This is a genomic window from Streptomyces sp. NPDC001156 (assembly GCF_053598275.1).
The window spans coordinates 55646-76336 of record NZ_JBSFJX010000019.1 but is presented as its reverse complement, the minus strand read 5'-3'; the positions used below and the strand labels follow the sequence as shown (position 1 = coordinate 76336).

The 20691-nt window shown below is 70.5% G+C and carries 22 protein-coding genes; 7 read left to right on the top strand and 15 right to left on the bottom strand.

Translation table 11 applies throughout. The features are described from left to right. Positions 1 to 26: 26 nt before the first annotated feature. From ACWDA7_RS13110 to ACWDA7_RS13090, 5 genes are all read right to left on the bottom strand, one after another. Positions 27 to 665 (bottom strand): GNAT family N-acetyltransferase, encoded by a 639-nt coding sequence (locus tag ACWDA7_RS13110; RefSeq protein ID WP_450604181.1) that lies wholly within the window; start codon positions 663 to 665, stop codon positions 27 to 29. A 163-nt stretch (positions 666 to 828) separates the two neighbouring features. Beyond that, on the bottom strand, positions 829 to 1662 hold the full coding sequence (locus ACWDA7_RS13105; protein WP_450604180.1) for a MetQ/NlpA family ABC transporter substrate-binding protein: 834 nt from the start codon (positions 1660 to 1662) through the stop codon (positions 829 to 831). A 70-nt stretch (positions 1663 to 1732) separates the two neighbouring features. Beyond that, positions 1733 to 2497, bottom strand: a complete 765-nt coding sequence (locus ACWDA7_RS13100; protein WP_450604179.1) for a methionine ABC transporter permease — start codon at positions 2495 to 2497, stop codon at positions 1733 to 1735. Further along, positions 2494 to 3537 carry a methionine ABC transporter ATP-binding protein gene (locus ACWDA7_RS13095; protein WP_450604178.1) on the bottom strand — a complete coding sequence of 348 codons (1044 nt, stop codon included), beginning with the start codon at positions 3535 to 3537 and terminating at the stop codon, positions 2494 to 2496. Before ACWDA7_RS13095 ends, ACWDA7_RS13100 begins: the two co-directional genes overlap by 4 nt. Before the next feature lie 362 nt (positions 3538 to 3899). After that, entirely contained in the window at positions 3900 to 4550 is a 651-nt protein-coding gene (locus ACWDA7_RS13090) for an HAD-IA family hydrolase (RefSeq protein ID WP_450604177.1), read from the bottom strand. 70 nt (positions 4551 to 4620) lie between these two features. Here ACWDA7_RS13090 and ACWDA7_RS13085 point away from each other — a divergent pair, with 70 nt between their 5' ends. Further along, positions 4621 to 4980, top strand: a complete 360-nt coding sequence (locus ACWDA7_RS13085) for a hypothetical protein (protein WP_360991878.1) — start codon at positions 4621 to 4623, stop codon at positions 4978 to 4980. 1 nt (position 4981) lies between these two features. Next, a complete protein-coding gene (locus tag ACWDA7_RS13080; RefSeq protein WP_450604176.1) occupies positions 4982 to 5410 on the top strand; it encodes a hypothetical protein in 429 nt (142 codons plus the stop codon). A 36-nt stretch (positions 5411 to 5446) separates the two neighbouring features. On the opposite strand, the gene ACWDA7_RS13075 is transcribed toward ACWDA7_RS13080, so the two are convergent. From ACWDA7_RS13075 to ACWDA7_RS13065, 3 genes are all read right to left on the bottom strand, one after another. Further along, positions 5447 to 5950: a GNAT family N-acetyltransferase gene (locus ACWDA7_RS13075; RefSeq protein WP_359389882.1), complete on the bottom strand. Its 504-nt coding sequence runs from the start codon at positions 5948 to 5950 to the stop codon at positions 5447 to 5449. Between the two features lie 45 nt (positions 5951 to 5995). After that, complete coding sequence (locus tag ACWDA7_RS13070; protein ID WP_450604174.1) at positions 5996 to 6502, bottom strand: RNA polymerase sigma factor; 507 nt, start codon at positions 6500 to 6502, stop codon at positions 5996 to 5998. 99 nt (positions 6503 to 6601) lie between these two features. Further along, on the bottom strand, positions 6602 to 7762 hold the full coding sequence (locus ACWDA7_RS13065) for a glycerophosphodiester phosphodiesterase (protein ID WP_450604173.1): 1161 nt from the start codon (positions 7760 to 7762) through the stop codon (positions 6602 to 6604). Positions 7763 to 8103: 341 nt separating this feature from the next. On the opposite strand from ACWDA7_RS13065, the gene ACWDA7_RS13060 reads away from it, so the two are divergent. After that, positions 8104 to 8778 carry a lysophospholipid acyltransferase family protein gene (locus ACWDA7_RS13060; RefSeq protein WP_450604217.1) on the top strand — a complete coding sequence of 225 codons (675 nt, stop codon included), beginning with the start codon at positions 8104 to 8106 and terminating at the stop codon, positions 8776 to 8778. 126 nt (positions 8779 to 8904) lie between these two features. Here the strand turns inward: ACWDA7_RS13060 and ACWDA7_RS13055 are convergent, their stop codons facing one another. From ACWDA7_RS13055 to ACWDA7_RS13035, 5 genes are all read right to left on the bottom strand, one after another. Then, positions 8905 to 10425, bottom strand: coding sequence for an MFS transporter (locus tag ACWDA7_RS13055; RefSeq protein WP_450604172.1), 1521 nt, complete (start codon positions 10423 to 10425; stop codon positions 8905 to 8907). Then, entirely contained in the window at positions 10422 to 10973 is a 552-nt protein-coding gene (locus ACWDA7_RS13050) for a TetR/AcrR family transcriptional regulator (RefSeq protein ID WP_450604171.1), read from the bottom strand. Before ACWDA7_RS13050 ends, ACWDA7_RS13055 begins: the two co-directional genes overlap by 4 nt. Before the next feature lie 80 nt (positions 10974 to 11053). Then, positions 11054 to 12025 carry an aldo/keto reductase gene (locus ACWDA7_RS13045; RefSeq protein WP_450604170.1) on the bottom strand — a complete coding sequence of 324 codons (972 nt, stop codon included), beginning with the start codon at positions 12023 to 12025 and terminating at the stop codon, positions 11054 to 11056. Between the two features lie 75 nt (positions 12026 to 12100). Beyond that, positions 12101 to 13534: an argininosuccinate lyase gene (gene argH / locus ACWDA7_RS13040; RefSeq protein WP_450604169.1), complete on the bottom strand. Its 1434-nt coding sequence runs from the start codon at positions 13532 to 13534 to the stop codon at positions 12101 to 12103. A gap of 100 nt (positions 13535 to 13634) precedes the next feature. Continuing rightward, the gene (locus ACWDA7_RS13035) at positions 13635 to 14828 is read right to left on the bottom strand and encodes an argininosuccinate synthase (RefSeq protein ID WP_359389862.1); all 1194 of its coding nucleotides are present in this window, start codon (positions 14826 to 14828) and stop codon (positions 13635 to 13637) included. Positions 14829 to 15017: 189 nt separating this feature from the next. On the opposite strand from ACWDA7_RS13035, the gene ACWDA7_RS13030 reads away from it, so the two are divergent. After that, entirely contained in the window at positions 15018 to 15605 is a 588-nt protein-coding gene (locus ACWDA7_RS13030) for a pyridoxamine 5'-phosphate oxidase family protein (RefSeq protein ID WP_450604168.1), read from the top strand. A gap of 3 nt (positions 15606 to 15608) precedes the next feature. After that, positions 15609 to 16313 carry a L,D-transpeptidase family protein gene (locus ACWDA7_RS13025; protein ID WP_450604167.1) on the top strand — a complete coding sequence of 235 codons (705 nt, stop codon included), beginning with the start codon at positions 15609 to 15611 and terminating at the stop codon, positions 16311 to 16313. On the opposite strand, the gene ACWDA7_RS13020 is transcribed toward ACWDA7_RS13025, so the two are convergent. Then, on the bottom strand, positions 16300 to 17790 hold the full coding sequence (locus ACWDA7_RS13020) for a sensor histidine kinase (protein WP_450604166.1): 1491 nt from the start codon (positions 17788 to 17790) through the stop codon (positions 16300 to 16302). The genes ACWDA7_RS13025 and ACWDA7_RS13020 overlap by 14 nt on opposite strands. Continuing rightward, positions 17787 to 18527 (bottom strand): response regulator transcription factor, encoded by a 741-nt coding sequence (locus ACWDA7_RS13015; RefSeq protein ID WP_359389850.1) that lies wholly within the window; start codon positions 18525 to 18527, stop codon positions 17787 to 17789. Before ACWDA7_RS13015 ends, ACWDA7_RS13020 begins: the two co-directional genes overlap by 4 nt. A gap of 206 nt (positions 18528 to 18733) precedes the next feature. On the opposite strand from ACWDA7_RS13015, the gene ACWDA7_RS13010 reads away from it, so the two are divergent. Together ACWDA7_RS13010 and ACWDA7_RS13005 are read left to right on the top strand one after the other, a co-directional pair. Then, positions 18734 to 20083 carry a ferredoxin reductase family protein gene (locus ACWDA7_RS13010; protein ID WP_450604165.1) on the top strand — a complete coding sequence of 450 codons (1350 nt, stop codon included), beginning with the start codon at positions 18734 to 18736 and terminating at the stop codon, positions 20081 to 20083. Positions 20084 to 20090: 7 nt separating this feature from the next. After that, the gene (locus ACWDA7_RS13005) at positions 20091 to 20594 is read left to right on the top strand and encodes an FMN-binding protein (protein WP_450604164.1); all 504 of its coding nucleotides are present in this window, start codon (positions 20091 to 20093) and stop codon (positions 20592 to 20594) included. Positions 20595 to 20691 lie beyond the last annotated feature (97 nt).

Here is a 20691-nt window from a genome sequence, read left to right as displayed (position 1 = left end):
CGGCCGGTGGGAGCGGTCCCCCGGTGTCAGTTCCAGTTCGAGAACGACGTGAAACCACCGGCGTCGGCCAGCTCCTCACTTACCCCGTCGAGGTCCTCGGGCAGCAGGCTCCAGATGATGAGGTCGGTGCGGACGTCGGTCCACTCGCCGTTGTCATCCCTGGTACGCGCTATCCAGGCGCCGCGCAGGACGCCCTCGCTGATGCAGCCGATCTTCTGGGCGACCTGCTGGGAGGCGGTGTTGTCGGCGGCGGTGCGCAGCTCCAGGCGCTCGAACCGCTGATCGCGGAAGAGCCACTGCGCGGTGGCGAAGGCCGCCTCGGAGGCATATCCCTCTCCGCGCGCCCAGGGGGCGATGACGTAGGCGATCTCGGCCGAACGCACCCGCCAGTCGGTGTTCCGCAGGTGAAGCGTGCCGACCAGGCGCTGGGTGAGGAACTCGGTGACCGCGAAGACGATGCCGCGGCCCTCGGCACGCTCCGCCGGCGCGAGTTCGGTGATCCAGCTGCGGGCGTGGGCCTCGGTGTAGGGCTGCGGCACGGAGGTCCAGGCGGTGACGAGCTCGTCGTTCATCATCTCGGCGAAGGCGTCCATGTCCGGCTCCTCGAGAGGGCGCAGTACCAACCGCTCCGTGCTGATGGAGACGTTGGGGAAGGTGCCAGTCATGCGCCGCTCCGTATCCTTCGGAAGACCTTCAGGGCCTGCTGAACTGCCCAGCATGCAGCATGAAAGCACCGGACCGCACCACGGGGTCCGCTCCCTCATGAGGGACCGGACCCCGTGCGTGGCGATACGCGGTATACGCGTCGTCAGCGGTGGCCGGCCGTGTTCAGAAGGACGGGAGGACGGAGCCGGCGTACTTGTCCTCGATGAACTTCTTCACCTCGGGAGAGGTGAGGAGCGCGGCCAGCTTCTTCACGCGCGGGTCCTTCTCGTTGCCCTTCTTGACCGCGAGGAAGTTGCCGTACGGGTTGTTCTTGGCGGACTCCAGGACCAGGGCGTCCTTGGCGGGCTTGAGGCCCGAGGAGAGGGCGTAGTTGCCGTTGATCACCGCCGCGTCCACGTCGTCCAGGGAGCGCGGGGTCTGGGCGGCCTCCAGCTCCTTGAACTTCAGGTTCTTCGGGTTCTTGGTGATGTCCTGCGGGGTCGCCTCGGTGCCCACGCCGCTCTTGAGCGCGATGAGTCCGTTGGTCGCGAGCAGCTTGAGGGCCCGCGCCTCGTTCACCGTGTCGTTCGGGATGGCGACGGTCGCACCGCTCTTCAGGGCGTCGGCGTTCTTGACCTTGTGGGAGTAGAGACCGAGCGGCTCCAGGTGCACCGTGACGACAGGCACGATGTGGGTGCCGTTCTTCTTGTTGAAGTCGTCGAGGTACGGCTGGTTCTGGAAGTAGTTGGCACCGACCGACCCGTCCTCGGTCGCCGTGTTTGGCGTGACGTAATCGGTGAACTGCTTCACCTCCAGGTCGAGGCCCGCCTTCTTCGCCAGGTTCTGCTGGACGAAGTCGAGGATCTCGGCGTGCGGGGCGGGGCTCGCGGCGACGACCAGCGGGCCGCTGTAGTCGGCGGAGGCGGAGGAGCTCTTGCCGGAACCGCAGGCGGTAAGCCCCACGGTGAGGGCTCCGGCGGCGAGGACGGCGGCGGTGATCTTGGCAGTGTTACGCACGAAAAGTGCCTTTCCTGATGGGTGGTGCGACCCCGTCGCGGGTGGGAACGGGGAGATCGGGGCGAAGGATTCAGGCGGCCTTGCTCGCATCGGCCGTGGCGGCTTCGGCGGTGGCCGCCGGTGCGGCGGGCGCCTCGTCCTTGAGCAGCCTCAGCCGGGGCGCGGCCGACGAGCCACCGCCGCGGCGGTGCAGGGCGCGGGCCGCGTAGTCGCCGGCGAGCTGGATCAGCGAGATGACGACGGCGAGGATCGCCACGGTGATCCACATCATCTGGGTCTCGAAGCGCTGGTAGCCGTAGCGGATGGCGATGTCGCCCAGGCCGCCGGCTCCGACCGTGCCCGCCATCGCCGAGTAGCCGATGAGGGCGACAACCGTGGTGGTGGCGGAGGAGATCAGCGAGGGCAGGGCCTCCGGTACGAGGACCTTGCGCACCACGGTCCAGGTGTTGCCGCCCATCGCCTGCACGGCTTCCACCAGTCCGCCGTCCACTTCGCGGACAGCCGTCTCGACCAGGCGCGCGAAGAAGGGGATCGCGCCGATGGCGAGCGGCACGATGGCGGCCTCACGGCCGATCGTCGTTCCCGTGATCGTGCGGGTGAAGCTCATCAGCGCGACCATCAGGATGATGAACGGCATCGAGCGGGCGACGTTCACGACCTGTCCGATGACCTTGTTGGCGAGGACGTTCTGAAGAAGCCCGCCGCGGTCGGTCAGTACGAGCAGGATGCCGAGCGGCAGACCGCCGGCGACCGCGATCAGGGTGGACCAGCCGACCATGTAGAGGGTGTCCCAACACGCCTGGGACAGCAGCGGCTGCATCTCGGACCAGGTCACTGTGCACCGTCCTTCACCAGCACGGGCTCCTGGCCCAGCACGTCGATCTGCAGCCCCTGCTCACGCAGGAAGCCGATCGGCACGACGTTCTCCTCGTAGGCGCCGGGCAGTTCGATGCGCATCCGCCCGACCTGCCTGCCGCCCACGGTGTCCATCGCGGCGCCGAGGATCGAGATGTCGATGTTGTAGGTGCGCGCGAGCTGCGAGACGACGGGCTGTGTGGCGGCGTCACCGTGGAAGGTGACGTCGACGACGGTGCGGTCGTCGCCGGACGCGTCGCCGCTGACCGGGAAGAGCGCGGCGGCCAGTTCGGAGCCGGGGGTGGCGAGCAGCTCGCTGACCGTGCCGGACTCGACGATGCGGCCTTTCTCCATGAGGGCGGCCGAGTCGCAGATGCTCTTCACGACGTCCATTTCATGGGTGATGAGCAGGACGGTCAGGCCCAGCCGGCGGTTGAGGTCGCGCAGCAGCTGGAGGATGGAGCGCGTGGTCTCCGGGTCGAGCGCGCTCGTCGCCTCGTCGGAGAGGAGCACCTTGGGGTCGCCTGCGAGGGCGCGGGCGATGCCGACGCGCTGCTTCTGACCGCCGGAGAGCTGGGCCGGATAGGCCTTGGCCTTGTCTGCCAGACCTACCAGATCGAGCAGTTCCAGGGCCCTGCGGGAACGTTCCTTCCCAGACCGGCCGAGGATTTCGAGGGGCAGCTCGACATTGTCCTGCACGGTGCGCGAGGACAGCAGATTGAAGTGCTGGAAGACCATGCCGATACGGCTGCGCGCCTGCCGGAGTTCCTTACCGGCGCGCGGTCCGCGGCGGGCGAGCGCGGTGAGGTCCTGGCCGGCCACGGTGACCGTGCCGGAGGTGGGGCGCTCCAGGAGGTTGACGCAGCGGATGAGCGTGGACTTGCCGGCGCCGGACTGGCCGATGACGCCGAACACCTCGCCCTCGCGTACATGCAGGTCGACCCCGTCGAGGGCGGTCACCTCGCGGTCGCGCGAGCGGCCGGCCCGGTAGGTCTTGGTAAGGCCCGATGTGGTGATCACTGGGTTTCCGTCACTGTCGAGTGCAGGCGTGGATGTGCGCCGGGCACGGGTGCGTGCGTGGGAACGCGGCACGGTTCTCGCGTTGGCGATCGAACCGGGGAGAACGTGTGCGCGCTGAGGCTCAGTCACGTACGAAGAAGGCGTACGGACATGCCACGGCGGTCTCGCTTCGGGGCGCGAGGCTCTGGGCGGTGCGGGGGCCCTCTAGCAGGCGCACATTCGACACATACAACGAGCACCGGGCGTCATGGTCGCCTCGGTCGCAAAGGTGCGGTCGCTCGTCGTGGTCATGGGCCAAGTAAAGCAGACGCACAACCGCACCCTGGCCACGACTGTCCGCATTATGGACAGCCGTGGACACTTCAGCCGCGGGTGCGGACCTCCACGGAACCACCCTCGACCAGGGCGGACAAGGCCGAGAGGTCCTTCACCACCAGGTCGGCGTCCAGTTCATGGGCGCCGTGGGTTGTGGCCAAGGCCACGGTGGTCATACCGGCGGCGCGTCCGGCCGCCAGGCCCGCGGGAGCGTCCTCGAAGACGACGCAGCGGGACGGCTCGACACCCAGCGCACGGGCGGCGAGGAGGTAGGGCTCGGGATCGGGCTTGCCGCGCGTGACGTCCTCCGCGGCGACGAGGGTCTTGGGCCGGATGCCGACGGCCTCGAGACGGGCCTCGGCGAGGCGGCGCGTCGCGGAGGTGACGACGGCCCAGCGGTCGGCAGGCAGGGAATCCAGGAAGTCCCGAGTGCCCGGCAGCAGACGGACACCTCCGTTCGCCACGTCCTCGACCTCCAGTCGCTCGATTCGCGCGACGGCCTCCGGGACGACGTCGGCGGGCAGCAGGTCGGCCGCTATGTCCACGGCGGTACGGCCGTGCAGCTGGATGCGCCCGAACTGCTCGGCGGTGACCCCGTACTCGTGCGCCCACCGCGTCCAGCACCGCCTGACCGACTCGAGGGATGAGACGAGCGTCCCATCGTTGTCGAACAGCAGCGCGTCAGCATGGATCTTCATGCCCCCGACCCTACGGAGTCGCCCCGGGGGCGAGCGCATCGGGCCTTTTGGCCCGTAATAGGGTCACGGCATGCTTGATGCCCTGACACTGGTGACCGGTGTCGCCGCGTTGCTGCTCGCCGCCTGGTGCGGCTGGGCGGCTCACCGAGATCAGCCCACCAAGGACTGGCACTTCATCGGCATGGCCGTGCTGACGTTGCTGGTCCTGGTCCAGCTGGTCGTCGGCATCGTCCAGCTGGCGCGCGGCGAGAAGGCGGAGCAGGGCACGACGATCTTCGTGGCGTATCTGATCGGCGCCTTCGCATGCATCCCGGCGGTGGGGTTCATGTCGCTGGCCGAGCGCACGCGCTGGGGCTCGGTGACGGTCGCGGCCGGCGGTGTGGTCCTCGCCGTGCTGGAGGTGCGGCTCTATGACATCTGGGGAGGGTGAGATGACGGCCACACAGGAGAAGCCGGTGAGGACGCGGCTGATCAGCGGGCCGGGCATGCTGCTCGTCTGGCTGTACGGCGTGATGGTGGTCGGCGCGGTGTCGCGTTCGGTGGTGCAGATCTCGACCGAGTTCGACAAGGCTCCGCTGGCGTACTCCCTGTCCGCGGTCGCCGGCCTCGTCTACGGCTTCATCACGTACTCCCTGGTCCGCGGCGGCGAGACGGCGCGGCGGGCGGCACTGGTGTGCTGCGCGGCCGAGTTGGCGGGAGTTCTGATCGTGGGCACGTGGACGCTGGTGGAGCCGTCGGCGTTTCCGGACGCGACCGTGTGGTCGGACTATGGCATGGGGTACATCTTCATTCCGGTGCTGCTGCCGTTGTCCGCCATGTACTGGCTGCGCAAGGCGCAGGCGCGGCAAGAGGGCGTCTGAGGCGATCGGGGCGCGCCCCTTGCGGGGCGCGTTCCCTCAGGCCGTCGTCGCGTAGGAACCCGCCGGTACCTGCTTCTCCAGGATGATCATCGGTACGCCGTCGGCGCCCTGCGACGTGCCGACCGTCTCGTAGCCGACCCGGCGGTACAGGCGCAGATTGCCCTCGCTGCGGTGGCCGGCGCTGAGGCGGAGCTTCTTCGCGCCGCGCTCCTCGACCAGCGCGGCCTCCGCGGCACGCAGCAGCCGGGCGCCGATGCCGTGACCCTGGAGCCGCGGGTGCACACAGAGCTTGCCGATGGACGCCGCGCCGTCCTCGGTCACGCTGCCGCGCACCGAGCCGACGACCTCCTCGCCCAGCCGCGCCACGAAGACGCAGTCGGAGGTGACCTCCTCGCGGACCGATTCGAGGCTCTGGACGAGCGGGTCGATGCGGTAGTTGCCATACAGCGCGGCCTCGCTCTGGAAGCACAGGTACTGCAGCCTGAAGATCTGCTCGGCATCCTGCTCGGTCGCCACCGAGATGGTCACGCTCATGCCCATGTGCGCACTCCTCCCGCTCACCTGATCGCCTGTTGTTCCACACTCCTATCCCCGCACTTCGTGAGCCGCAACCTCCGCCGTCAGCAATCGACGTAGACATCCCAGACATTTGGAGCGTTCCGGTCCGAGACTGCCCTGTGAGATACCCAACTCCCCCGCGATTTCCCGGTAGGTCAGATCCTGTGGGGAGAGCAGCGCGGCCACGAGACGCGGGCAACGCCCGGGCAGCCGGCGCACGGCCGCGTACAGGGCCCGGCGGCGGGCCGCGATGAGCGCCTGCTGGTCTGGGCCGGGGCGCAATTCGTCCGCGGGCTCGGTCTGGTGGGGCAGTTCGAGACGAGCGGTGCGGCGGCCGCGGCGCGCCTCGGAGCGGACGGCCCGGCGCAGCCATCCCGGGGCGTCGATCAGCGGCCGGTCCGCCGCGAGCCGTTCCAGGAGCCGTAGCCAGACCGCCTGTTCCAGGTCGCCCGGCTCCATCCCGCATGCGTACGCCTCCGCCGACGCCTCGGCGGCGAGCAGGGGACGCAGGGCCGTGAGCATCTCGTGGGTCACGTCCGGCGTGACGCGGCCGCCCCGGCAAGAGGTTGCCGGGACGGCCGTAAGTCACCCCAACCGGGGCGAGAGTCCGCTGCGTTGACGCGGGCCCGCTGTTCAGCCGCGGAGGAAGTCCGCGCGGGCGAGCAGTCCGGTGTCGGCGTTGTCGGTGAAGACACCGTCGATGCCGGTGGCGAAGTACGTCTTGAAGGCACCGAAGGCGTCGCCGTAGCCGTCCACGTCCGTGCCCTTGCGGAATTCCGCGGGCAGGAACGGGTTCTCGTTGCGCATCGTGTACGGGTGCAGGATCAGGCCCACCTTGTGCGCGTCGGCGACGAGCATGGTCGGCTTGGTGAGGCGGCCGTTCGCGTCCTTGGGGATGATCAGGTCCAGGGTGGGACCGATGCCCTGCGCGTAGCCGGCGATCTCCCGCAGGCCCCGCGGCGTGATCAGGTCGGCGACGGTGCGCGGGTCGCCCGCGTCCACGAAGTCCCAGGGGCGGCTGTCGGCGGTGGAGAGCAGGACGACGAGCGGGTTGTCGACCAGCTTGTTCAGCCGCTCGATGCTGCCGGGCTCGAAGGACTGCAGGATGACCGGCGAGTTCCGCTTGTCCTTGCCGTACTTGCGCAGCAGCTTGGCGACCCGCTCCTCCAGGCCCAGGCCGAGCTTGCGGAAGTAGGTGGGGTGCTTGGTCTCGGGGTAGATCCAGACCTGCTTGCCGCGCTTACGGGTCTGCTCGTCCTGCCACTTCAGGACCTCTTCGAAGGTGGGGATCTCCCAGTGGCCGTTGTAGAGGGTGTTGTGCGGGCGGTTGGCCGGGATGCGCTCGATCGCGCGCAGGGTCTTCAGCTCGGCGAGCGTGAAGTCCTCGGTGAACCAGCCGGTGGTGGGGACGCCGTCCAGGACCTTGGTGGTCTTGCGGCCCGCGAACTCGGCGTGGTCGGCGACGTCGGTGGTCCCGCCGATCTCCGGCTCGTGCCGGCACACGAGGTGGCCGTCCTTGGTGGGCACCAGGTCGCCGGCCTCGACGATGTCGGCGCCGAGGTCGAGGGCCAGCTGGTAGGAGCCGAAGGTGTGTTCCGGCCGGTAGCCGCTCGCCCCGCGGTGCCCGATGATCGCGGGCACGGGCAGGCTCTTCAGCCCGGCGCTGGGCCGCGCGTCCGCCGTCGCGGCACCGGGCAGTCCGAGGACCGCTCCGCTCGCGCCGAGGACCGCGGCCCCGAGCAGCGCCCGTCGTCCCGTTCCTCGCCCCTGCTCGTACGACTCCTGGGTCGCCATGAGTGCCCTCCCGTGACATCTGTCGAAGCGGGTCGATCGTAGGTCTGTACCGATGACGGCCGGGAGACGCGCGCGGGAACGCGTGGCGGACGTGCGCCGTCCTGCCGGATGCATGACGGAGGGCTTACGGGGCACTCGTAGTGACGGACCGTCACCCTCCGGCGCGATGTCCGTCACACCCGTCCGGCGGATGACGAACGTGCGACAAGGCGTCGTCGCAGGTAAACACTCGTCAACGACGCGATTTCGCAGTGTGACTCGATGTGCGACACGGCGGTTGTCGCGAGTATCGTCCTCACCTGCACAGACTCATACCGCATCCCTTGACACCGGAGGGTACGTTGTCCCGCTTCGCGCTCATCAAGGCAGTGCTCGGACCGATCATGCGCCTGATGTTCCGCCCACAGGTGGAGGGCGCGGAGCGCATCCCGGGCGACGGCCCCGTCATCCTGGCCGGCAACCACCTGACGTTCATCGACTCGATGATCCTGCCGCTGGTCTGCGACCGTCAGGTCTTCTTCATCGGCAAGGACGAGTATGTCACCGGCAAGGGCCTCAAGGGCCGGCTGATGGCCTGGTTCTTCACCGGCGTCGGTATGATCCCGGTCGACCGCGACGGCGGCAAGGGCGGCGTCGCGGCGCTGATGACCGGGCGCCGGATCCTCGAGGAGGGCAAGCTCTTCGGCATCTACCCGGAGGGCACGCGGTCTCCCGACGGCCGCCTGTACCGGGGGCGCACCGGTATCGCGCGGCTGACGCTGATGACCGGGGCGCCCGTCGTCCCCTTCGCGATGATCGGCACCGACAAGATCCAGCCCGGCGGCTCGGGCCTGCCCCGGCCGAGCAAGGTCACGGTCCGCTTCGGCGAGCCGATGGAGTTCTCGCGGTACGAGGGGATGGACCGGGACCGGTATGTGCTGCGGGCCGTGACCGACTCCGTGATGACGGAGGTCATGCGTCTGTCGGGGCAGGAGTACGTGGACATGTACGCCACGAAGGCGAAGGAAGCGGCGTAGCGAAGGCTGAGGGCTCGTCCGTGCCGTCGGCGGCGTCGCGCTGGGCGGGCGAGGGTGCGCCGTGAGGGTTCGCGCGGTTTCCGCACCCGTCGTGGGCGCGGACCCTCCGCCCGCCCGGGGGCGGGACTAGGAATCCCCGAGCCGCTGGCCCTGCAGCAGGAACCACGCCGCCACCGCCGTGGCCAGCAGCACCGCCGCACCGACGCCCGTCGCCAGCGTCAGGCCGTCCACGAACGCCTCCCGCGCCGACGACAGCAGCGCACGGCCCGGCCCGGGCGGCATGGCCGATGCCGCCCGGGCCGCGCCGCCCAGTGACTCGTGTGCCGCGGCCGGGGTGCCCGCCGGGCCGGTGAAGCCGCGGTAGACGCCGGTCACGATGGAGCCGAGCAGCGCGATGCCGAGAGCCGCGCCGAGTTCGTACGCCGTCTCCGAGACCGCGGAGGCCGCGCCCGCCTGGTCCTTGGGGACGCTGGAGAGGATGACGTCCGCGGTCACCGTGAACGACAGGCCGGCGCCCACGCCCACGACCAGCAGTGCGGCCCCGATGAGCGGGTAGCCCGTGGTCCGGTCGACCACGGTGAGGGCGGCGAGCGCCAGGCCCACCGCGGCGAGCCCGGCCGAGACCACGGCCCGCACCGAGAAGCGACGGGCCGCGGCGCCCGCGGCCAGCCCCGCTGCGACCGCGCCGACGGCGGCCGGCAGCTCGGCGAGGCCCGCCTCGAACGGCCGTCTGCCCTGCACCAGTTGCAGGAACTGCGAGAGGAAGAAGACCAGCCCGGACATGCCGAGGACGGTCAGCAGGTCGGCGAGGACGGCACCGCTGAAGCCGCGGCTGCGGAACAGCCGCATGTCCAGCAGCGGTACCGGAAGGCTGAGCTGGCGGCGCACGAATCCGTACAGCGCGGCGGCGCCCAGGACGCCGGTGGCCAGGGCGGGCCAGGCGAAGCCATGCGCGGCCGCTTCCTTGACCGCGTACACGATGCCCACCATGCCGACGAGCGACAGCACGACACTGTTCAGGTCCCAGGGACCGGGGTGGGGGTTCCGCGACTCCGGCAGCGTCCTGATGCCGACGAGGACCAGGACCACCATGACCGGCACATTGATGAGGAAGACCGAGCCCCACCAGAAGTGCTCGAGGAGGAAACCGCCGGTGATCGGGCCGACCGCCGTACCGGCCGAGGCCGCGGCGCCCCAGATGCCGACGGCGACGCTGCGCTCGCGCGGGTCGTGGAAGAGATTGCGGATCAGGGCGAGGGTGGCCGGCATCAGGGTCGCGCCCGCGACACCGAGCAGCGCCCGCGCCAGGATCATCATCTCCGGCGTCGACGCATAGGCGTTGAGGACGGATATCAGTCCGAAGGCCGTCGCCCCGCCCAGCAGGATCCGCTTGCGGCCGATGCGGTCGCCGAGACTGCCCATGGACACCAGCAGACCGGCGATGACGAAGGAGTAGACGTCTCCGATCCAGAGAAGCTGCGTGCCCGAGGGCTCCAGGTCCTCGCTGAGATAGGGGGTCGCGAGGCCGAGGACGGTCGCGTCCACGGCCACGAGCAGCACGGCGAGCACGAGGACGCAGAGCGCGAGCCACCGGCCCGGACGCCTCTTCGCCCGCGGCGCGGCAGCCGGCTGCAGGGTGCTGGTCATGGTTCCTCTCTCCGGAGTGCGCCACCGAGCACCAGCTCGACGATCATGTACGTGAAGTCCTTGCGGGCCAGACGCCCCTCGGCCACGGCCCAGGCGCCCGAGGCCATCAGGCCGTACAGGGCCTCGGTGAGCCATGCCGGGGTGAGGTCGATCCGGAACTCGCCGCTCGCCTGGCCGCGGCGGAACAGTGCCGCGATCCGGGCGTCGAGCCGGGCCCAGCCCTCGTTCTGCTCCTCGCCCTCGAAGAGCTGGTTCTCGGTGTACAGGAAGGCGAGCAGGCCCGCGGCCGGCTCGATCTCCGACACGAAGCGGCGCAGGGCCTCCTGGGCCGTGCCCTCGTCCAGCCGGGCGGCGTCCAGCGCCGACTCGCACTCCTCGATGCCGAGCGCCTCGAGCGCCCGTACGAGGGCGTCCCGCCCGGCGAAGTAGCGGTGCAGGGTTGCCCGGCTGATCCCGGCCGCCCTGGCGACCTCATCCATGGTGGCGGTGGATTTCCGGGTGAGCAGGGCTGCCGCAGTGCGCAGCATGTGATCGCGATCGACGGCCATGAGACAACAATAACCCATGTGAGACATTGTTGTCTCAACAGAAGCGTACGTGTCTCACGATCTCCGTCAGCGGGCGTTGGTCAGTGCCAGGGCAGCCGGCCCCGCTGCTCCCAGTACGCGCCCGGCTCCTCGGCGAGGGCTTCGAGCCGCGCGATCTGCTCCTCGCCGAGGTCGACGGCGGCGGCGTGCAGGTTGGAGGCGAGCTGACCGACGGTCGCCGCGCCGGAGAGAACGACGCCCGCCCAGGGCAGACGCAGGATCATCGCGAGGGCAACCGCGTCGCTGCCGAGGGAGGTCTCTGCCGCCACGGCCCTCAGCGCCTGCGGCGCGTGCGGGTCGGCCAGGCGGCCGTTGGCCATCCCCTCCTTGACGATCACCGCCAGCCCGGCGTCGTGCGCCTCGGCGAGCGCGGGGGCGGCCGAGGTCTCCAGCAGGTTGTACGTGGACTGCACCGTACGGAAGAGAGGTTCGCCGTCGACCGTCACCTCCAGCGCGGCGCGGATCGCAGCGGCCTGCGCGGGCCCACTGGTGGAGAAGCCGATCGTGGTGCCTCCCGCGGCTGTCTCGGCGAGCTTGGCGTGGAGTTCCTTGTCGGTGAGGGCCGGGCTGTCCGGGGTCACCGAGTGGATCTGGTAGAGGTCGAGCCGGTCGCCGATCAGGGCCGTGGTCTCGGCGTGCTGCCGTTCGAACGTGGCGAGACCGTGGTCCTTCACCTCGTGCTGCTCGGCGTCGGTGCTCCAGGCCGCGGTGTAGGTGTAGCCCCACTTGCTGCCGACCACGACGTCGTCGATGCCGGGGCGGGCGTGCAGCCAGTCGGCGAGGAACTCCTCGGAGCGCCCGTAGGAGCGGGCGACGTCGAAGTAGCGGACGCCTTGCGCGTAGGCGGCGTCGAGCAGTTCATGGGTGCGTTCGCGCAGGGCGTCCACGCTGCGGTCGGGCGGGAGGTCCTGCTCCCGGCCGAGGTTGATGTAGCCGGGCCTGCCGACCGCGGCGAGGCCCAGGCCGAGGTGGCAGGTGGGAGTCGTTGCTGAGGCCAGTCGGGCGAAGGGCATCGCGGGCTCCGTTCGGTCGGCTCCTTGCGGCTGCCGACCAACGTAACCCGCGACGCCCTTCCTGTACGCGACCTGCTACTTCTTCTGCTTTGCGGTCGCCCACGCCTGCTGGGCCGCCACGTCGGCCCTCACCTCGGCGAGTTGCACGGCGACCGCCTCGGGCGCCGTACCGCCGCGGCCGTTGCGGGAGGCGAGGGCACCGGGCACGTTCAGCACGGATCGCACCTCGGGGGTCAGATGCGCGGAGATCTTCGCGAACTGCTCGTCCGTGAGCTCGTCCAGTTCCTTGCCCTCGGCCTCGGCGGCCTTCACGCACTCACCGGCGACCTCGTGCGCGACCCGGAACGGCACGCCCTGCTTGACCAGCCACTCGGCGATGTCGGTGGCGAGCGAGAAACCGGCCGGCGCCAGCTCCTCCATCCGCTCACGGTGGACGGTCAGCGTCGCCATCATGCCGGTGAAGGCCGGGAGCAGGACCTCAAGCTGGTCGATGGAGTCGAAGACCGGCTCCTTGTCCTCCTGCAGGTCACGGTTGTACGCGAGCGGGAGTGCCTTCAGGGTGGCCATGAGCCCGGTGAGGTTGCCGATGAGCCGGCCGCTCTTGCCCCGCGCGAGCTCGGCGATGTCCGGGTTCTTCTTCTGCGGCATGATCGACGAGCCGGTGGAGAAGGCGTCGTGCAGGGTGACGAAGGAGAACTCCTTCGTGTTCCAGATGATGACCTCCTCCGCGATACGCGAGAGGTTCACCCCGATCATCGCGGTGATGAAGGCGAACTCCGCGGCGAAGTCACGGGAGGCCGTGCCGTCGATGGAGTTGGCCGAGCTGCCGTGCTCGAAGCCGAGGTCCTTGGCGACCGCCTCCGGGTCGAGGCCCAGGGAGGAACCCGCGAGCGCGCCCGAGCCGTACGGGGACACGGCCGTGCGCTCGTCCCACTGGCGCAGCCGCTCGGCGTCCCGGGACAGGGACTGCACATGGGCGAGAACGTGGTGCGCGAAGAGCACGGGCTGGGCGTGCTGCAGATGCGTACGGCCGGGCATCGCCACGCCGGGATGTGCCTCCGCCAGACCGACCAGCGCGTCCTGGAGGTCGGCGATCAGACCGCCGATGATCCGGGCGTGCTCGCGCAGGTACATACGGAAGAGGGTGGCGACCTGGTCGTTGCGGGAGCGGCCCGCGCGCAGCTTGCCGCCGAGGTCGGGGCCGAGCCGCTCCAGAAGGCCCCGCTCCAGGGCGGTGTGCACATCCTCGTCGGCGACGGTGCCGGTGAACTCGCCGGAGGCCACGTCGGCCTCCAGCCGGTCGAGCCCATCGATCATGCGCGCCAGCTCGTCGTCGGTGAGGAGTCCCGCCGTGCGCAGCACGCGCGCATGGGCACGGGAACCGGCGATGTCGTACGGCGCGAGGCGCCAGTCGAAGTGGACGGATGCGGACAGATTCGCCAGGGCTTCGGCGGGACCGTCGGCGAAACGGCCGCCCCAGAGCCGTACGTCACCGCTGTTGCTGCTCACTCTGCGTTGCTCCTCGAAGGTGGCGGTGTGCGACCGCCTCCCCACTCTCGGCAAGTGAGGAGGCGGCTGTCAGGCTAGTCCGTGCCAGGTGGCCGGGCGGTCAGACCAGGTCGCGCTTGGCGGCGATCTTCGACGACAGGCTGTAGATGTCGATGAAGCCCTTGGCCGCGGCCTGGTCGAACGTGTCGCCCGTGTCGTAGGTCGCGAGGTTGAAGTCGTACAGCGACTTCTGGGAGCGCCGGCCGGTGACGACGGCGCGACCCCCGTGCAGGGTCATCCGGATGTCGCCCGAGACATGCTCGTTGGCCTCGTTGATGAAGCCGTCCAGGGCGCGCTTGAGCGGGGAGAACCACTGGCCGTCGTAGACCAGTTCGCCCCAGCGCTGCTCGACCTGCCGCTTGTAGCGGGCGAGTTCGCGCTCGACGGTGACGTTCTCCAGCTCCTGGTGGGCGGTGATCAGGGCGATCGCACCCGGAGCCTCGTACACCTCGCGGGACTTGATGCCGACCAGCCGGTCCTCGACCATGTCGATCCGGCCGATGCCCTGGGCGCCGGCGCGCTCGTTGAGCTGCTGGACGGCCTGCAGGACGCTGACGGGCTTGCCGTCGATCGCGACCGGGACGCCCTTCTCGAAGGTGATGATCACCTCGTCGGCCTCACGGGGCTCGGCCGGGTTGGAGGTGTACTCGTAGATGTCCTCGATCGGGGCGTTCCAGATGTCCTCGAGGAAGCCGGTCTCCACGGCGCGGCCGAAGACGTTCTGGTCGATGGAGTACGGCGACTTCTTGGTGGTCGCGATCGGGAGGTTCTTGGCCTCGCAGAACGCGATGGCCTTGTCGCGGGTCATCGCGTAGTCGCGGACCGGTGCGATGCACTTCAGGTCGGGGGCGAGGGCGACGATGCCGGCCTCGAAACGGACCTGGTCGTTGCCCTTGCCGGTGCAGCCGTGCGCGACCGTCGTGGCGCCGTGCTTCTTGGCGGCGGCGACGAGGTGCTTGACGATCGTCGGCCGGGACAGCGCGGAGACCAGCGGGTAGCGGTCCATGTAGAGGGCGTTGGCCTTGATCGCCGGGAGGCAGTACTCGTCGGCGAACTCGTCCTTGGCGTCGGCGACCTCGGCCTCCACGGCACCGCAGGCGAGCGCGCGCTTGCGGATGACGTCCAGGTCCTCGCCGCCCTGGCCGACGTCCACGGCAACGGCGATGACCTCGGCGCCCGTCTCCTCGGCGATCCAGCCGATGGCGACGGAGGTGTCCAGACCGCCGGAGTAGGCGAGTACGACGCGCTCGGTCACGGGTTTCTCCCTCACAGTGCATTCGCTGATATGCATGAGTATGCAGCATCATGCATGATTCGTCAATTCAGCCACGCACGGCGCCGCGGACCTCGCCACGGAGGGGCTTCGGCCGGGCCTGCGGACACGGGCAACCGGAAGCGGCGATTCATTAGACAGCCGAACGACTTTCCCCAATAATCGGTGGACATGGGTAAGACCTATGAACGCATTGACGGCAGACTGCGTACGTTCATCGAGGCGCAACCCGTCTTCTTCACCGCCACCGCACCTCTGTCGGGCGATGGCACGGTCAACCTCTCCCCCAAGGGACTCAGGGGCTCGTTCGCCGTCGTCGACGAACTCACCGTCGCCTACCTGGACTTCGCCGGGAGCAGCGCCGAGACCATCGCTCACCTGCGGGAGAACGGCCGGATCACCCTCATGTGGTGCGCCTTCCAGGGCCCGCCGAACATCGTGCGGGTGCACGGCCGCGGCGAGGCCGTCTTCCGCGACAACCCCCGGTTCCCGGCACTCCTCGAGCACTTCCCGGAGATCGACCCGACTCCTCACGGTCTGCGCGCGATCATCGTCGTGACAGCCGAACACGTGCGGGACTCCTGTGGCTACGGGGTGCCCTTCATGTCCTACGAGGAGGACCGCGATCTGCACGGCAAGCGGTTCGCACGTGAGGACGACTCTTCCCTCAGCGACTACTTTCGAAGGAAAGAACACGTCGAAACCAGCCTCGACGGCCTGCCGGGCCTGCCTCTGCCGCTGCCGCCGTCTACGTTCTGACCCATGCGCCCTGGTGTCGTAGCCGCCCTCGCCTTCGCCTCCCTCCTTCTGCCCGGTGCCGCGCCGGTCCCCCGCGAAGACGCCCCGCTGCCGGAGCGGCTGGCGGGCACCGGCGGCGGCACCCAGCTGATCACCGCCCTGGCGCCCACCACCGGCGCGACGTCGGGCACGGTCAGCTGGTGGGACCGCCGGGACGGACAGTGGGTGAAGGCCGGCTCGGCACCGGCACGCTTCGACGCGCGAGGGCTCGTCGAGGGTGGCTCGCGCACTCAGGGCACCAGCACGACGCCGACCGGCCTGTACGACCTGCCGTACGCGTTCGGGATCAAGGCCGCGCCCACGGGCGCCAGGACGCCGTACCGCCCGGTCCACCAGGATTCGTGGTGGTGCGAGGACAGCGCCTCCACCTCCTACAACCGCTGGACCGAGCCCCTCCCGCCCGACTGCCGCGCCTCCGAGTCGGAGCACCTGGCCGCTTACGACCCCCAGTACGGGCATGCCTTGGTCATCGGCTTCAACTACCACCATCCGGTGCGCGGCCGCGGCGCCGGCATCTTCCTCCACGTGAACGGCAAGGGTGCGACGGCCGGTTGCGTGTCGGTGCCGGAGGACGCGATGCGGCGGATCCTGCAGTGGGCGGACCCTGCGCGGGGGCCGCACATCGCGATCGGGACGGCCGGCGGGACGACCGCGATCAGCCGCTACTAGCCCGGGCCGCGGGCAGCCGCACGGTGAACGTCGTCGATCCCGCGCGGCTCTCCAGTCCCACGCTCCCGCCGTGCGCCTCGGCCACCGCCGCCACGATCGACAGGCCGAGCCCGGCGCCGCCGCCGTGGTTCTCCGGGCGGCGGCGGTGTTCGGCCCGGGTGAAGCGCTCGAAGACACCCGGCTGGATGTCTCCCGGGACCCCGGGCCCGTCATCGTGGACCGTGAGCACGGCCCCGGCACCGCCGCCCTCCAGCGAGACGGTCACCTTCGAGCCCTCCGGCGTGTGCAGACGCGCGTTGGCCAGCAGGTTGGCCAGCACCTGGTGGAGACGGTGCTCGTCGCCGGTCACCGTCACCGGCTCCTCGGCCAGCTCCAGCGTCCAGCGGTGACCGGGACCGGCCGCGCGCGCGTCGGTAACCGCGTCCAGGACCAGACGGGTCAGGTCGACGGGGCGCCGCTCCAGCGGGCGGCCCGCGTCCAGGCGGGCCAGGAGCAGCAGATCGTCCACCATCTCACCCATGCGGGCCGACTCGGCGGCGATCCGCTCGAGCGCCCGGGTCACCTCCGGCGGGACCGGGCCCGGGTGCAGCAGCGCCAGCTCCGCATGGCCGCGGACCGAGGCGACGGGGGTGCGCAGCTCGTGGCTGGCGTCGGCGGCGAAGCTGCGCAGCCGTTCCTCGCTCGCGTGCCGCTTGGTCAGGGCGTCCTCGACATGGCCGAGCATGCGGTTGAACGCGGTGGCGACCCGGCCCACCTCGCTGCGCGGCTCGTTCTCGGGAGCGCGCGGCGGCAGGGCGACCTCACCGCTGGCGAGCGGGAGTTCACTGACCCGCGTGGCGGTCGCGGCCACCCGGTTCAGCGGCCGCAGGGACCAGCGCACCCACAGGGCGCCGGCGACCCCGGTGACCGCGAGGGCCGCGCCGAAGACGACCACGGCGACGAGCTCCAAACGGTGCACCGCGGCCTCGACCGGCTCCAGCGGCAGTCCGGTGATCAGCACGTCGCCGTCCGGGGCGGTGGCCGCCATCAGGCGGTACCCGCCGAGGGAGGCCAGACGGACGGTGTGGCCCCGGCCGTCCGTCGGGATCGCCGCGAGCATGCGCCGGTCCCGCGTGTCCAGCGGGGCGCTCAGATGGGTGCTGTCGCTGAGGGGGCGCACCACCGCCGCGCTGGTGACCGTGCCGTGGACCACACAGGCGCCGAAGGTCCCGGTGGACTGCTTGCGGGTGTCGCCGTGCTCGTCCCCGTCGTGGTCCGAGGGCCTGACGCCGTGCTCCAGGCTCGCCGGGAAGCGCGGGCCGACGTCGCGCAGCTGCTGGTCGAGCCGGCCGGTGAGGAAGCCGTTCAGCTCCACCACGGCGGCCACCCCCACCGTGGCGCAGCAGAGCGCGAGCAGGACGACGAGCCCGGCGGTCAGCCGGGATCGCAGCGTGCGCGGCCAGGGCAGGCGCCGCACCCACCACAGCCGGGCCCTCACCGGGCCCCCGGCTTGAGCACGTATCCGGCCCCGCGCACCGTGTGGATCATGGGCTCACGGCCGGCGTCCACCTTCTTGCGCAGGTAGGAGATGTACAGCTCGACGACATGGGCCTGGCCGCCGAAGTCGTAGGACCACACCCGGTCGAGGATCTGCGGCTTGCTGAGCACCCGCCGCGGGTTGCGCATCAGGAAGCGCAGCAGTTCGAACTCGGTCGGCGACAGCTCGATCAGCCGGCCGGCCCGGGTCACCTCGCGGGCCTCCTCGTCCATGACCAGGTCGCCGACCGTCAGCCGGGGGCCCTCCTCCAGCTGGCGCGCCATGCCGGCGCGGCGCAGCAGTCCGCGCAGCCGGGCGACGACTTCCTCGAGGCTGAACGGCTTGGTCACATAGTCGTCCCCGCCCGCCGTGATGCCGGCGATCCGGTCCTCCACGGCGTCGCGGGCAGTGAGGAAGAGCACACAGACCTCGGGCTTCACCTCGTGAAGGGAACGCAGCACGGCGAAGCCATCGGTGTCCGGCAGCATCACGTCCAGGACGACGGCGTCGGGCAGCAGATCGCGGGCCTCGGTGACGGCCGAGGCGCCGTCGCCCGCCGTGCGCACCTCCCAGCCCTCGTACCGCAGGGCTCCCGACAACACCTCGGCGAGATCCGGATCGTCGTCGACGACGAGAACACGCAGGGGCGTGCCGTCGGGGCGGGTGAGGGCGGGGCGGCCGGAGCGGGGTGTGTTCATCGCGCTCCCCAGGATCCCCCCTCCCGGCGGCGTCCGGCGAGGCCCCTTCCTCTGAGTTCGCCATGAATGCCGGGGGCACGCCCGCCGAAGGACCCCTGCCCACGGGCCCCTCCCCCGGTTTCTTCAGCACGGGCTCAGATTCCTCAGAGCCGCCACAGAGGTTCCGGCGGCACAGTTGCGTTCCCGATGTCCGAAAGGAACGGATCATGACCACGGTCCACCAGCAGCAGGCGCCGCCCGCGCCACCGCTCGTCAGGCGCTTTCCGGCGGGCCTGGTGCCGGCCCTGCTGTGGGCCGGGGCGGCCGCCGTGGTGGCCCTGTGGTGGCAGAACACCGGCTCGGTCGTGGGCACGGCCGGCCGGCTGCAGGGGGCGGGACGGATCGCCGGGCTGCTGTGCGGGTACTCCTGCGCGGTGCTCGTCGGGCTGATGGCACGGGTGCCGCTGCTGGAGCGGCGGATCGGTTCGGACCGGGTGGCGCGCTGGCATGCGATGGCGGGGCGGTACACGGTCTGTCTGCTGGTCGCGCACATCGTGCTGATCCTGGCCGGGTATGCCGCGCAGGACCGAGCCTCGATCGTGCACGAGACGGTCAACGTGGTCCTGCACTATCCCGAGATGCTGAAGGCCGCTCTCGGGACCCTCGTCCTCTTCGCAGTGGGCATCACCTCGGCGCGTGCCGTCCGCCGCAGGATCAGCCACGAGTTCTGGTACTACACGCATCTGCTGACCTACGCGGCGGTCTTCCTCACCTTCGGGCACCAGCTGGCGCTGGGCGCGGAGTTCATCGGGAACAAGGCCGCGCAGGCCGCCTGGTACGCGCTGTACCTGGGCGTCGCGGCCCTGGTCGTGTGGTTCCGGCTCCTCGTCCCGGTGCGGGCCAATCTGCGCCACCGCTTCCGGGTGGAGTCGGTGCACCAGGAGGCGCGGGGCGTCTGGTCGGTCGTCGTGCGCGGCCGGCGCCTGGACGAGCTGGACGCCGAGCCGGGGCAGTTCTTCCGGTGGCGGTTCCTCACCCGCGGCCTGTGCTGGACATCCACGCCGTATTCGTTGTCGGCACCGCCGCGCCGCACCCGGTTGCGCATCACCGTCAAGGCGCTCGGCGACCACAGCACATCGGTGGCCCGGCTGCGGCCCGGCACCCGGGTGTGGGCGGAGGGCCCGTACGGGTCGCTGACCGCGGGCCGCCAGACCACGGGCAGGTCGCTGCTGATCGCCGCCGGCGTCGGGATCACCCCGCTGCGCGCCCTCTTCGAGACCCTCCCGGGCGAGGTGACCCTGCTGTACCGGGCCGGCGCGGCCGAGGACCTGGCGCTGGGGGCCGAGCTCGAGGCGATCGCCCGCTGGCGCGGCGCCCGGGTGCTGTACGCCCTCAACGGCGAGAACGGCTCGCGCCCGCGCCTGACGCCCGGGGCGCTGCACTCGGCGGTGCCCGGTCTCGCCGACCACGACGTCTTTCTGTGCGGCCCGCCCGGCTTCGCCGAGGACATGTACGAGGCACTGCACGCGGCCGGCGTCCCCGACCGCCGTATCCACCACGAGTCGTTCGAGCTGTGAGGCCGTCATGCACCCGTTGAAGAGGAAGAGCCCGCTGCGCCGGATCGTGCTGGCGAGTGCCGCCACCGTCACCGGGATGGTGCTGCTGCTGTCGCTGAAGCCGCACACCCCGCCCGCTCCGGCCGTGGCCGCACCTGCCCCGACCAGTACCGCGAGCGCGTCGGCCGGATCCGGTGGGTCCGCGGGCGGTTCGGGCGGTTCCAGCGGATCGAGCGCCACGGCGGGCACGGCGGGCACGAGGACCGTCACCGGGGACTCAGTCGAGACCCGCTACGGCCCCGTCCAGGTCCGGATCACGGTGAAGAACGGCGAGCTGACCGATGTGACGGCGGTGACGTACCCGCAGGAGAACCCGAGGGACCAGGAGATCAACAGCTATGCCGTCCCGCAGCTGAACCGGGAGGCGCTGGCCGCCCGGAGCGCGAACATCGACGTCGTCTCGGGGGCGACTTACACGAGTCAGGGTTACCAGCAGTCACTCCAGTCGGCACTGGACTCCGCGAAGGGTTGAACGCGTGGCCGTTCCGCCACGTACCTGTGGGCCAAGGGGGCCACTGGCCTCACCCGTCCCACGGAGGACCACGGAGGAGACCGTGTCCACGATCGCC

Bases quoted from the DNA above. Each gene is read 5' to 3' on its own strand.
- ACWDA7_RS13110 (WP_450604181.1), bottom strand. From the start codon at position 665: ATGACTGGCACCTTCCCCAACGTCTCCATCAGCACGGAGCGGTTGGTA.
- ACWDA7_RS13090 (WP_450604177.1), bottom strand. From the start codon at position 4,550: ATGAAGATCCATGCTGACGCGCTGCTGTTCGACAACGATGGGACGCTC.
- ACWDA7_RS13085 (WP_360991878.1), top strand. From the start codon at position 4,621: ATGCTTGATGCCCTGACACTGGTGACCGGTGTCGCCGCGTTGCTGCTC.
- ACWDA7_RS13080 (WP_450604176.1), top strand. From the start codon at position 4,982: ATGACGGCCACACAGGAGAAGCCGGTGAGGACGCGGCTGATCAGCGGG.
- ACWDA7_RS13075 (WP_359389882.1), bottom strand. From the start codon at position 5,950: ATGGGCATGAGCGTGACCATCTCGGTGGCGACCGAGCAGGATGCCGAG.
- ACWDA7_RS13065 (WP_450604173.1), bottom strand. From the start codon at position 7,762: ATGGCGACCCAGGAGTCGTACGAGCAGGGGCGAGGAACGGGACGACGG.
- ACWDA7_RS13055 (WP_450604172.1), bottom strand. From the start codon at position 10,425: ATGACCAGCACCCTGCAGCCGGCTGCCGCGCCGCGGGCGAAGAGGCGT.
- ACWDA7_RS13050 (WP_450604171.1), bottom strand. From the start codon at position 10,973: ATGGCCGTCGATCGCGATCACATGCTGCGCACTGCGGCAGCCCTGCTC.
- ACWDA7_RS13045 (WP_450604170.1), bottom strand. From the start codon at position 12,025: ATGCCCTTCGCCCGACTGGCCTCAGCAACGACTCCCACCTGCCACCTC.
- ACWDA7_RS13030 (WP_450604168.1), top strand. From the start codon at position 15,018: ATGGGTAAGACCTATGAACGCATTGACGGCAGACTGCGTACGTTCATC.
- ACWDA7_RS13025 (WP_450604167.1), top strand. From the start codon at position 15,609: ATGCGCCCTGGTGTCGTAGCCGCCCTCGCCTTCGCCTCCCTCCTTCTG.
- ACWDA7_RS13015 (WP_359389850.1), bottom strand. From the start codon at position 18,527: ATGAACACACCCCGCTCCGGCCGCCCCGCCCTCACCCGCCCCGACGGC.
- ACWDA7_RS13010 (WP_450604165.1), top strand. From the start codon at position 18,734: ATGACCACGGTCCACCAGCAGCAGGCGCCGCCCGCGCCACCGCTCGTC.
- ACWDA7_RS13005 (WP_450604164.1), top strand. From the start codon at position 20,091: ATGCACCCGTTGAAGAGGAAGAGCCCGCTGCGCCGGATCGTGCTGGCG.